Origin of the sequence: Yersinia ruckeri ATCC 29473 (genome assembly GCF_000754815.1) — a bacterium.
GTDB classification, from domain to species: Bacteria; Pseudomonadota; Gammaproteobacteria; order Enterobacterales; family Enterobacteriaceae; genus Yersinia; species Yersinia ruckeri.
Genome location: NZ_KN150747.1, coordinates 2,151,964 through 2,165,105, shown reverse-complemented (window position 1 = coordinate 2,165,105; position 13,142 = coordinate 2,151,964). Strand labels below are relative to the sequence as shown.

Here is a 13,142-nt window from a genome sequence, read left to right as displayed (position 1 = left end):
GGTGACAAGCAAGTCACTCATGCTGAATGAAACAACCGCAATGATTCTTCAGCCTATTATTTTCTATCGGTAACGTATTCGCCAGCAGACAAACAGGACGAACCCGCCACCCAGTGGATAAACCCAAGAATGGTAAATTTATCTTTTAGTAAAGTAAACGTTTGCTAAGTAAAGCCCTGCAAAGATTCCAGCACTGGCTCTATATTGATCACAAGTTGTTAATAGCTTGTATATTTATAGATCGCAAAATAACCCTGTTCGCACGGGTAATGGGAACAGCGGCAGGCAAAATATAAGCAGAAAAGAGAGGAATACAGCATCCAATAATGAAACGCTAACTCACTAATAAATTATCCGAAGAGAAAGACATCCTTGTCTTTTACTTCGGTATGACGGCGATAAATACTCTCTGGGCAACTTTATGCTGCCAGCGCCTTAGTGATTTTCTCGAATAAATCTCCAGACAGGTTTTCCAGTCCTTTCAACTGTTCCAACGCTTGACGCATCAGCGCCTGACGGTCCGCATCGTAGCGTTTCAACCGAATCAATGGCTCGATTAAACGCGAAGCGACCTGCGGATTACGGGTATTCAAATCACTCAGAATTTCAACCAGGAACTGATAACCGCTACCGTCTTTTGCATGAAATGCCGACGGATTTCCGGACGCAAAAGCACCGATCAGTGCGCGGGTTCGGTTCGGGTTACTCAGACTGAAGGATGGATGCGTCAGCAGCGCACGTATCTTGGTTAACACATCGCCAGCAGGGCTGGACGCCTGCAAGGCAAACCATTTATCCATCACCAGACCGTCATGATTCCAACGCACATCAAAGGCAGCCAATAATTCATCACGGCAAGGCAACTGTGCCACAACCGCAGCAGATAGCGCCGCCAGAGAATCGGTCATATTGTCAGCTTGATGATACTGAGCGGAAACCAGTTTATTCGCAAAGTCAGCGTCGGCGAATGCCAAATAGCCCAGACAGGTATTTTTCAACGCCCGTTTAGCGATATCACCGTGCTCAACTCGGTATTCCGGCGTTTGATTTGCCAGATACACAGCTAATAACTCATCAGCCAACGCTTGCGCCAAACAACGCGTAATCGCTTCATGCACCGCCCCAATGGCTTCAGGATCGATAGTGGTGAACAATTCAGCTATTTCGTTCTCGGCAGGCAACGTCAGGATCTGTGCTGCCAGCGCCGGATCAATCTGCTCATCCAACAGTACCGCACGGAAAGCATCTGCGACATGTAACGGCAAAGAAAGCGGTTGTTTCTGCTGATATTTGGCGACGTTCAATTTGATATAGGTTGCCAGCAGCATTTGTGCCGCGTCCCAGCGAGAAAACTCGTTGCGAGCATGTTGCATCAGGAATGTCAGTTGCTGATCGCTGTAAGGGTAGTCCAGTTTTACCGGGGCAGAGAATTCCCGCAGCAATGAAGGCGTTGGCTGACAAGGCACCTGATCAAAAGTGAACGTTTGTTCAGCTTCGGTGATATTCAATACTGGGTGAACTGGCGTGCCGTTTTTCTGTAAAGCAATGACGTTGCCTGCGGTGTCGTACAGCTCGATATCGAACGGAATATGCAATGGCAGTTTTTCCGGTTGATCGGCCGTCGGCAAGGTTTTTTGGCTGATATGCAAATGATACTGCTGTTTTTCAGCATCATAGTCATCACGAACGGTCAGCAGCGGCGTACCGGACTGGCTATACCAACGGCGGAACAGTGAAAGATCGACGTTAGAAGCATCTTCCATCGCCTGAACAAAATCATCACAGGTGGCGGCACTGCCATCATGGCGTTCGAAGTAAAGTTGCATACCGGCCTGGAATTGTTTTTCTCCCAATAAGGTATGCATCATACGAATGACTTCTGAACCTTTCTCATAAACGGTTAGTGTATAGAAATTATTCATTTCTATGACTTTATCAGGTCGAATAGCATGCGCCATCGGGCTGGCGTCTTCCGCAAACTGTGCCGCACGCATGACACGCACATTATCAATGCGGTTAACTGAACGCGAACCCAAATCAGAGCTAAATTCCTGATCGCGGAATACCGTCAATCCTTCTTTCAGACTTAACTGGAACCAATCTCGGCAAGTCACACGATTGCCAGTCCAGTTATGGAAATATTCATGGCCAATAACGGCTTCGATATTAAGATAATCTTTATCTGTTGCCGTTTCCGCTTTCGCCAACACGTATTTGGAGTTAAAGACATTTAGCCCTTTATTCTCCATTGCACCCATATTGAAGAAATCAACCGCCACGATCATATAAATATCGAGATCGTATTCCAGACCGAAACGGGTTTCATCCCACTTCATTGAATTCTTCAATGACGTCATGGCCCAATCGGCGCGATCAAGATTACCGCGATCAACGAATAACTCCAGAGCCACTTCCCGGCCTGAGCGGGTAATAAAGCTGTCTCGCAATACATCAAAATCACCGGCAACCAATGCAAATAAATAACTGGGTTTCGGGAACGGGTCTTCCCATTTAACCCAGTGGCGACCATCAGCCAGTTCTCCCTGGTCCAAACGGTTACCGTTGGACAGCAAATAAGGATAACGGGTTTTATCGGCCACGATGGTTGTAGTGAAGCGCGCCAAGACATCTGGACGATCCAGATAATAAGTAATATGGCGGAAACCTTCAGCTTCACATTGAGTACATAATGCCTCCCCAGAAAGATAAAGCCCTTCGAGAGCGGTATTACTTGCCGGGTGAATATCATTAACGATGGTTAAGGTGAATTGTTCCGGCAATTGTTCAATAAACAGTAAGTTATCTTGCTCGCGATAGTGGAGCCACGGTTGACCATTTACACTGACACTCAATAACGTCAGGTCTTCACCATTCAAGACCAGTGGAGCCTGTTCCGCACCCTGACGTTTTACTTTACTGACTGCCGTTACCGTCGTTTTTTGCGCATCCAATTCGACGTTCAAATCAATATCGGTAATGGTGTAATCCGGCGCACGATAATCGTGACGGTATTTAGCTTGCGGCTGTTGTGTCATAAAAACCCTTTTGACGTCATCAGTGAGTATATTTACCTGGCTTGTCGTTTTTGTGCTCAGGTGGCTCAATCGCTGAACAACAGCGGCCATCCATCGAGACTCAGACTGTTTTCAAATGTATCACAGCTACAAAAAAAACCCAGTTGAGAACCCTGGGGATTTATCCAGAATGTCAATGTGGCCAAAACGTGTGATATGACAGCAACGATGACTTACGGCGACCAGCTAATGAGCAATTGAGTATTCTCTCTTTTTAACCGTTTGTTATTTTTCTCGGTATTTTTTATACCATGGGCCTGGTGACAATAACTGTATCTGGCCTGATCTACGTCCCAGCCCCAGAGAAATAACCCTACTTTTCTTATTATTTTTAAATAACCCGGCGTCTTATTGAGCAAAAATTTAGCTTATTTTATCTATGATAAAGTGAAAAATGCTTTAGAACGGTTAATGGCACGTTTAACTCTAGATCTTTCTGCGTTATTTATGCTGTGATGAGGCTTCAATCACAGCATAATACCGGTATACTCCTGCCACTTTATTGATTATGCCGAATCTGGAAAATGCTCCTACGAGGATGCTGTAACGCGCCATGAATCAAGACGCCTCTCCGATTTTGACCTCATTGCTTGATACGGATGCTTATAAGCTTCATATGCAACAAGCAGTGTTTCATCGTTATCGCCATATTACCGTGGCGGCAGAATTCCGTTGCCGTGGTGACGAATTACTGGCTGATCACGCTGAAGAAATTCGCCATCAGATCGCTCTTATGAGTGAGCTGGCGCTGACACAGGACGAATATAGCTACCTGTCCGGCCTCCCCTTCTTTACACCTGACTACCTTGATTGGCTACGCGATTTTCGTTTTGATCCACAACAGGTCTGCGTCTCCGAGATCGGTGGCAAACTGGATATTCGTATCTCCGGCCGGTGGTGTGAAGTCATTATGTGGGAAGTACCATTGCTGGCCGTGATCAGTGAAGTGGTACATCGCCGCCGTTCGCCGCAGGTCACTCCACAGATGGCTATCGAGCAACTGCGTGCCAAACTGGCGCAATTCAGTCAACTGAGTGCTGATGTGGATATCACACACTTCAAGTTGATGGACTTTGGTACCCGTCGCCGTTTTTCACGAGGCGTGCAGCAGGCGGTAGTCAGTACACTAAAAGCAGAGTTTCCCTACTTGGTAGGCACCAGCAATTATGACCTGGCACGCCGGCTATCGTTGACGCCGGTGGGGACTCAAGCCCACGAATGGTTCCAGGCTCACCAGCAAATCAGCGCCGAACTGGCCAGCAGCCAACGGGTGGCATTACAAGTCTGGCTGGATGAATATCCTGACCAACTAGGGATTGCACTGACCGACTGCATTACCATGGATGCCTTCCTGCGTGATTTTGGCCTGCCGTTTGCCACGCGCTATCAGGGTTTACGCCATGACTCAGGTGACCCGCTGGAATGGGGTGAAAAAGCGATTGCTCACTTTATTAAGTTGGGTATCGATCCCATGAGCAAAACGTTGGTGTTCTCGGATAATCTGGATCTGGAAAAAGCACTGAACTTATATCGCCACTTTTATCAGCGCATCAATCTGGTCTTTGGTATTGGCACGCGATTGACCTGTGATATTCCTGGAGTCAAGCCGCTGAATATCGTCATTAAGCTGGTTGAATGTAATGGCAAACCGGTGGCAAAACTGTCCGATAGTCCGGGGAAAACCATTTGTCAGGATCCAGCCTTCGTTGATGAATTACGCGAAGCCTTTGATTTGCCATTAGTGAAAAAGGCCAGTTAGCCATATTCAGACCGGGCGAATTTCCCTCTCCCGGTCTCTTTCCCATACCTTTGGTTATACTCCCAGTCACTCCGACGCCGTTATCCCGCTGATATCTTCACCACTCGACCGATTTATTCCTCTTATCCGTAGAAATCTTGCATGAATCCGGTGATTTCCTCTTGTGTCCTGCACTCCCGCAAGTAACATAGCAACATCCCATATTTTGGGTTTTAATTTATTTCCGAACCAAAACTTATAAAGAGAGAAATCTATGAGCGTAGTGCCTGTAGTCGATGTACTGCAAGGCCGTGCTGCGGTTGACAGTGAAGTCACCGTACGCGGTTGGGTGCGTACCCGGAGAGATTCTAAAGCTGGTATCTCCTTCGTCGCCGTTTATGACGGTTCCTGCTTTGATCCGTTACAGGCCGTCATTAATAATACTCTGCCGAATTATCAGGATGAAGTCTTACACCTCACCACCGGTTGTTCCGTAGAAATTACTGGCACCGTTGTTGCATCACCGGGTGAAGGCCAAAGCTTCGAAATCCAGGCCACTCGGGTTAATGTGGTTGGCTGGGTGGATGATCCAGATACCTATCCAATGGCGGCAAAACGCCACAGTATCGAATATCTGCGCGAAGTCGCTCACTTACGCCCACGAACCAACCTGATTGGTGCCGTTGCACGTGTTCGCCATACTCTGGCGCAGGCCATTCACCGCTTCTTCCATGAAAACGGCTATTTCTGGGTTTCTACTCCATTGATCACCGCCTCCGACACTGAAGGTGCTGGGGAAATGTTCCGCGTTTCGACTCTGGATCTGGAAAATCTGCCACGCACTGATGCAGGAAAAATCGATTTCAGCGAAGATTTCTTTGGAAAAGAAGCTTTCCTAACCGTTTCTGGTCAGTTGAACGGCGAAACCTACGCTTGTGCGCTGTCGAAAGTATATACTTTCGGCCCGACTTTCCGTGCTGAAAACTCCAACACCAGCCGCCATCTGGCTGAGTTCTGGATGATCGAACCGGAAGTGGCCTTTGCCTCTCTGGATGATGTGGCGGCACTGGCCGAGAAAATGCTCAAGTACGTGTTCCAGGCGGTTCTGGATGAACGTGCCGACGATCTGGCGTTTTTCGCTCAGCGGGTAGATAAAGATGCAATCGATCGTTTGCAGCGTTTTGTGACATCTGATTTTGCACAGGTTGACTATACTGACGCCATTGACATCCTGATCGCCTCTGGCCAAACCTTCGAGAACGACGTGTCTTGGGGTATCGATCTGTCTTCTGAGCATGAACGTTATCTGGCAGAGAAACACTTTAAAGCGCCTGTGGTAGTGAAAAACTACCCGAAAGACATCAAGGCCTTCTATATGCGGATGAATGAAGATGGCAAGACCGTGGCGGCGATGGATGTTCTAGCACCCGGCATTGGTGAGATCATCGGTGGTTCGCAGCGTGAAGAGCGTCTGGATGTGTTGGATCAACGTTTAGCCGAAATGGGTCTGAATAAAGAAGATTATTGGTGGTATCGTGATCTGCGTCGCTACGGCACCGTGCCACATTCCGGCTTTGGCCTTGGATTTGAGCGTTTGATCGCCTATGTAACTGGCGTACAAAACGTTCGTGATGTGATCCCGTTCCCACGGACACCAAGAAATGCCAGTTTCTAATTTAATTATTTCTATTTAATTTCTGTTAGTTGTATAAAAAAAAGCCAGCGCATGCTGGCTTTTGTCATTTTTTAAAGTTTGATATTAGTCACAAAGTTCCCTTTATTTTACATTTAGTAACACTTTGTATTTCAATGAAACAGATTTTATCAATTAGTAGCATTTTCGGTGTAGATTATCCGGTCGCTGAATGGAACACTGCGTCTCAGACACAGACGACACCAAACTCTCAACAATAGTTCCAAAAAAATTATTGGCGGCAGTGGCAGGTGTCCGAATAACACCAATGAGGGTAATAATAATGATGAAGCGCAATATTCTTGCAGTAGTAATCCCTGCTCTGTTAGTTGCTGGTGCAGCAAACGCGGCAGAAATCTACAACAAAGACGGCAACAAACTGGACCTGTACGGTAAAGTTGATGCCCGCCATCAGTTCTCCGATAACGCAGGCCAAGACGGCGACGAAACTTACGTTCGCTTCGGCTTCAAAGGCGAAACCCAAATTACTGACCAACTGACCGGTTACGGCCAGTGGGAATACAACATTCAGGCTAACCACGCTGAATCTCAGAGCACTGAAGGCAACAAAACCCGTCTGGGCTTTGCAGGTCTGAAATTTGCTAACTACGGTTCATTCGACTACGGCCGTAACTACGGCGTAATCTATGACGTCAACGCATGGACCGATATGCTGCCAGTATTCGGCGGCGACTCTCTGTCTGCATCTGACAACTTCATGACTGGCCGTTCTACTGGTCTGGCGACTTACCGCAACACCAACTTCTTCGGCATGGTTGATGGCCTGAACTTTGCCCTGCAATACCAAGGCAAAAACGAAGAAGGTCGTGACAAAGTTAAAGATGAGAATGGCGACGGTTTCGGTCTTTCTTCTACTTATGATATCGGCTACGGCGTGACCTTCGGTGCGGGTTACTCTTCATCTAACCGTACTGTGGCACAAAAAGATTCCACCACTGCCGACGGCGACAAAGCCCAGGTATGGAACATCGGTGCTAAATACGACGCTAACAACGTATACCTGGCTGTAATGTATGCTGAAGCGCTGAACACCACGCCATACGGCAACAAATTTGATGATACCATCGCTAACAAAACTCAGGATATCGAAATCACTGCGCAATACCAGTTTGATTTCGGCCTGCGTCCTTCCCTGGGCTACGTCCAGTCTAAAGGTAAGGATCTGTTCGGCGCAACTGGTGCTCCAATCGGTGACCAAGACTTGGTTAAATATGTTTCTGTTGGTTCTTACTACTACTTCAACAAAAACATGTCTACCTACGTTGATTACAAAATCAACCTGCTGGACAAAAATGACTTCACCGTTGCTAACGGCATCAACACTGATAACGTAGTGGGTGTTGGCATGGTTTACCAGTTCTAAGTTGTCTGACTTAATGCCAACTTGATTGGCGTAAGTAAAAAAGGCAGGGCTTCGGCTCTGCCTTTTGCATTGGGTTGGCGGGTTTAAACCTGACTAACATTGTGCATAATCTGCTGCTATCTAGCTAATTTTGACGATTTTTCACCCGTAACCTCCCCGCCTCACAAGATTGATCTCTTTTTCTCGCAAACGGTTGGCAAAGCACGGAACTGGCGCTACCCTGATGGTTCTGTCTGCTTAACTCTAAGCCATGGAAGCACCTGACATGTTTGAAAAAATCACTGCTGCACCTGCCGATCCTATCCTGGGTCTGACCGACATTTTCCGCGCCGATGACCGCCCAAATAAAATCAACCTGGGTATTGGTGTCTATAAAGATGAAACCGGTAAAACGCCGGTACTGACCAGCGTGAAGAAAGCTGAACAAGTTTTACTGGAAAATGAAACCACCAAAAATTATCTGGGTATTGAAGGTCTGCCGGTATTCGCCAGCTGCACACAAACATTACTGTTTGGTAAACAAAATCCAATCGTGACAGCCCAGCGTGCGCGCACTGCGCAAACGCCAGGTGGTACTGGTGCATTACGTATCGCTGCTGAGTTTATTGCGCATAATACTTCGGCTAAACGCGTTTGGGTCAGTAATCCAAGCTGGCCAAACCATAAAAATGTTTTCTCAGCCGCCGGTTTGGAAGTGGTTGAATACAATTATTATGATGCTGCCAATCATGGGCTGGATTTCGACGGTTTGCTATTAAGCCTTGAAAAAGCTGAGGCTGGTGATGTTGTGCTGTTCCACGGCTGCTGCCATAACCCGACCGGTATCGATCCAACCGACGAACAGTGGGCTAAACTTGCCGAACTGTCTGTGGCTAAAGGCTGGCTGCCGCTGTTCGACTTCGCCTATCAGGGTTTTGCTCGTGGTCTGGAAGAAGACGCTCAGGGCCTGCGTATTTTCGCCGCTAGCCATAAAGAACTGATCGTTTGCAGCTCTTACTCTAAAAACTTTGGCCTGTACAACGAACGCGTCGGCGCCTGCACCATCGTTGCGGCAGACAGCGATATCGCGGAGAAATCCTTCAGCCAGGTCAAAGCGGTTATCCGCGCCAACTACTCTAATCCGCCAGCCCATGGTGCTTCCGTGGTAGCAACCATTTTGAGTAATGACGAACTGCGTGCCATTTGGGAACAAGAGTTGACCGATATGCGTCAACGTATTCACCGGATGCGTCAGTTGTTCGTGAAAACGCTGCAAGAGAAAGGCGCTAAGCAAGACTTTAGCTTTATCATTAATCAGAACGGTATGTTCTCTTTCAGTGGGCTGACTAAAGATCAGGTTCTGCGTCTGCGTAACGAGTTTGGCGTTTACGCCGTGAACTCGGGTCGTGTTAACGTTGCGGGCATGACTCTGGACAATATGGCTCCGCTGTGTGAAGCCATTGTTGCTGTTCTCTGATGAGTTTCAGTCGCACATGAATAAAGGGTGCCTAAGGCACCCTTGGGGTTAATGACAAAGTGCTCGCTGCGGTGAAAACCGGCAGATCGTCAAGACGCCGTGAATATGTCCTTGTCGGCTCGTTCCGCGCCATCCCTGGCGCGGACGCTTGACTTCTCTACCTGAATTCCCCACTTGAGGTCGCGTATTGAGGTTTGTCAGCAGTACAAGGTCTCTACAAGCGCCTTGTACTGTCAATTATTCATGCTTCTGACTTACCAAATAGCTGGCTCATCAATAATAAACGGGTTGGTCTGCCGTTCATGCCCCATCGTCGACATTGGACCATGGCCCGGAATAAAAGCCATATCATCACCCAATGGCAACAGTTTATTGCGGATTGAGTTAATCAGTTGTTGATGGTCGCCGCGTGGAAAATCACTGCGTCCGACGCCGCCTTTAAAAATCACGTCGCCGGTCAGCGCCAAACGATCATCTTGATTGATAAAGACAATATGCCCCGGTGTGTGCCCTGGACAATGCAGAACAGATAAGCGCATATTGCCGACACTCACTTCGTCCCCTTCTTCCAGCCAACGCGTTGGCTCGAAAGACTGGCATTCACTCAGGCCAAACATACGGCTTTGTGCTGGTAGACCTTCCAGCCAGAAACGGTCTTCTTTTTCTGGCCCTAAAATCGGCACCTGATAAAACTCGGCTAATTCGGCAGCCGCACCAACATGATCAAGGTGACCGTGAGTCAGTAGTAGCTGCGTCACCGTCACGCCCATACGGGAGACTTCAGCGATAATTTTTTCTGCATCACCGCCAGGATCGACCAAGGCAGCCAATGAGGTCGTTTCACACCAGATTAAAGTACAATTTTGGCTGAATGCGGTTACCGGAATAATATGATATTTCATAAGGCTCCAACTCCAGTGAAGCCGCCGTCTGAAACGGTAGTATCACTGGCTGAATAATGCTGATTACCAGGCTCGTACCGGCCCGGTATCAATGTGTAAAAAGTTGCTACGTACATAATATCCTACACCACCTGCGCGCATTTTTAATGCCGCTTTACGGATATTATTCAGTTGGATGCCTTCGATATGGAAATCCATTGCTTTACCCAGCGTATGGTAGCTGTGCTTGGCGACGCCGCTGCTACGTTCCCGCATTTCATTATTGGTATTCAGTGAGCGGTAACCAGAAATAAGCTGGACGGGTTTGCGAGTACCGAGCAGACCCTGCAAACGATAAAGCTGGTCAAACAGGCGAGGATCGATAGATTTCACTTTGTTAGCCCGATAATCACGAAAAATATGATTTAAGCGGGTGAGTTCTTCTTTATTGTAGCCTTTACCATCAAAAAACTCGGCTTTAATAGATTCACCCGTGTGCAGGTTATTCAGGGTCAAGATCCGTGGACGGGGCGTTGAAAGGGTCGCAAATGCATGCCCTGGTAACAGCGAAAGACCCAAGGCTGTCCCACCTAACGTTAGCCATTTACGGCGATAATTATCTATTTTATCCATGCTCTCTGTTTCTACCTGGCAATAATGTCAAAAGTAAGCGCTATAATGCACCGCCCCGAACCATAACCGCCCACGGAAAAGCCGTCAACTCACGTGTAGCAACGGTTCTTAGGCGCTCATAATCATGAGCGCCTGTCAGACAACCAAGTATTCAGACCATTAGTTATTGAGTTTTACTGCATTTATTGCATTAAAAGCTCCGCCTGTGACGTGATTTGTGCACCAGATCTCACCGTTTTATCATAATTGTAAATATCTGTGCGGAACTGAGGCTTACCGTCTTCTGCTACCCACGCCGTCAGGTAATAAAGCTGCACCGGAATGCGTTGGCGGATATTCACATAGGTGGTATTCCCTTGTTTTAGCGTCGAAGATACCCGCTCATTGTTCCAACCGGCATCCTGCAACAACATGCTGGCCAAATCCGATGCCTTGTTCACCCGCACACAACCTGAACTTAATGCCCGAATATCTTTCTGGAACAGTCCGTGATTCGGTGTGTCATGCAGATAGATAGCATCGGAGCTTGGCATATTGAACTTAAAACGCCCGAGGGAGTTGGATGCACCAGGTTCTTGCCGCAAACGATAGGGGAAGTGATTGGGAGAAATCAAGCTCCAGTCAATCATCGACGGATTGATGGCTTCGGCATCATTACCCCAACCGGACAAAACGGTGTAACCGTGACGTTGGAAGTAACTGGCATCGTTACGCGCTTTTGGCATGATATCCTGACGAATCAGCGAGATCGGCACATTCCATGGCGGATTAACCACCACATTATTCAGTGCGCTGCTCATCAGCGGAGTTTTGCGGCTTGGTCTGCCAACAATCACGCGTGACGACAGCACTTCAGTACCATTTAGATAATAGCTGAGCGAGTAATTCGGAATATTAACCATAATCCCGGTGGTTACCTGTCCCGGCAAGATACGTAAACGTTGAATATTCAGCGCCAACAGGCTGGCTCGCATTTGCGGCGAAACATTCAACCATTCGCGGGTTCTTGGGCCAATCACTCCGTCGTCGGTCAAACCTTGCCACTGCTGAAAACGTTTGACCGCCGCCACCAGTTCTTCACCATATTGATTATCCGTCACGCTAAGTTTATTGCCAGAATGTGCTGTAGTCAGCGTTTGTGGCGAGGTCGTGATTTCGCTAATTGGCGCGGCTGCTGGACTGACTACCAGGCTATGAGCCTGAGCACGGGTCTTCTCTTCATCAACAGATAAATCATCATTGACCACCGCAACGACCGGATTATCCATCGGAATAACTTCCGGCGATTTCACTGGCGCAGCCGGGGCGGCGTTTAACAGACCACTACGATCCAGTATTTCCCGTAACGCCGGAATATCATCACTTAACTGACCAGGGCGTAAGGTAGCCGCTCCGGTAAACTGAGGCCAGGGACGATTGTCCGCCAGCATGCTTTTCAGTGCCTGATGCATTTTTTCATACTGCGGATGTTGTGGGGCTAGCGCTGTCATATATGCCGCAGTGTTGCCTTCACGAACCGCCTGCTGCCAGCGATTAAGTATCGCCGTCGGTGGCATGGCCATTTTGTAAGGCACATTGCTATATAGCCAAACATTGCCATTGGTACCGACCCCGGAAACAAAGTGTAAATAACCGAGCATGGCGTCAGAGAGTACGATATCCCGAGCCATTCCTTTGATTTCTGGGTCGCTCAACCATTTTACCCATTGCATAAATTGCGGTTGAATACCCGACATCGCCACTTCAGCCAATTGCTGTTGAAAACGCTGTACCGCTTGACGATCCTGCCACATCGGCTGCATATGATTGGATGCATACAACACCGCCAGGTTAGCAGCATAGTAAGGCGTCACTTTCTTGGGTAATGTCGCCAAAATCTCAGAACGACTCTGTACAACTGACATGCTGCCTGAATTGACGGGCAGATTGGAATCAATGGATAACGTCGGCGCGACTGCAGAAGCGCTGAAAGTCGGAGTCAGGCTGCAAAGCAAAATGCAATAAAGGGCTAATGGCCGTAATGAAATTGTTTTTTCTAGCGACATTCTATGCCCCCCGGTGTGCTCATCTAAGTACGTCATAGTATGCCGTTACCGCTACTTGTTAGTCTTATTATACAAACAGAAATGATATTTAACTTATTTATGCGATAAATTAAATCATCAAGTTACGCTAACAGATTTCGCCAAGTGATAAAATGGCAGCCGGTTTTATTTGCACCATTAAAAATGGCCGCCCGAAAGCGACCATTTTGATTTATTCCCTATACGTTAATTCAGCGAA

At 47.8% G+C, this 13,142-nt stretch carries 8 protein-coding genes; 4 read left to right on the top strand and 4 right to left on the bottom strand.

Annotated elements, in window-relative coordinates; translation table 11 throughout:
• Positions 1-419: 419 nt before the first annotated feature.
• On the bottom strand, positions 420-3,035 hold the full coding sequence (gene pepN / locus DJ39_RS09600) for an aminopeptidase N (RefSeq protein WP_038251330.1): 2,616 nt from the start codon (positions 3,033-3,035) through the stop codon (positions 420-422).
• A gap of 592 nt (positions 3,036-3,627) precedes the next feature.
• Between pepN and pncB the strand changes: the two genes are divergently transcribed.
• From pncB to DJ39_RS09580, 4 genes are all read left to right on the top strand, one after another.
• Positions 3,628-4,833, top strand: coding sequence for a nicotinate phosphoribosyltransferase (gene pncB, locus DJ39_RS09595; protein WP_038251328.1), 1,206 nt, complete (start codon positions 3,628-3,630; stop codon positions 4,831-4,833).
• A gap of 253 nt (positions 4,834-5,086) precedes the next feature.
• Positions 5,087-6,487, top strand: coding sequence for an asparagine--tRNA ligase (asnS, locus tag DJ39_RS09590; protein ID WP_004718892.1), 1,401 nt, complete (start codon positions 5,087-5,089; stop codon positions 6,485-6,487).
• Positions 6,488-6,791: 304 nt separating this feature from the next.
• Positions 6,792-7,889 carry a porin OmpF gene (gene ompF, locus DJ39_RS09585; RefSeq protein ID WP_162013024.1) on the top strand — a complete coding sequence of 366 codons (1,098 nt, stop codon included), beginning with the start codon at positions 6,792-6,794 and terminating at the stop codon, positions 7,887-7,889.
• A gap of 265 nt (positions 7,890-8,154) precedes the next feature.
• Entirely contained in the window at positions 8,155-9,345 is a 1,191-nt protein-coding gene (locus DJ39_RS09580; RefSeq protein WP_038241552.1) for an amino acid aminotransferase, read from the top strand.
• A 254-nt stretch (positions 9,346-9,599) separates the two neighbouring features.
• Here the strand turns inward: DJ39_RS09580 and DJ39_RS09575 are convergent, their stop codons facing one another.
• The 3 genes from DJ39_RS09575 to ldtD form a co-directional block, all read right to left on the bottom strand.
• On the bottom strand, positions 9,600-10,247 hold the full coding sequence (locus tag DJ39_RS09575) for an MBL fold metallo-hydrolase (RefSeq protein ID WP_004717398.1): 648 nt from the start codon (positions 10,245-10,247) through the stop codon (positions 9,600-9,602).
• A 63-nt stretch (positions 10,248-10,310) separates the two neighbouring features.
• Complete coding sequence (gene mepK, locus DJ39_RS09570) at positions 10,311-10,859, bottom strand: peptidoglycan L,D-endopeptidase MepK (protein ID WP_004717395.1); 549 nt, start codon at positions 10,857-10,859, stop codon at positions 10,311-10,313.
• A gap of 182 nt (positions 10,860-11,041) precedes the next feature.
• Entirely contained in the window at positions 11,042-12,904 is a 1,863-nt protein-coding gene (gene ldtD / locus DJ39_RS09565; protein ID WP_004717393.1) for a L,D-transpeptidase, read from the bottom strand.
• Positions 12,905-13,142 lie beyond the last annotated feature (238 nt).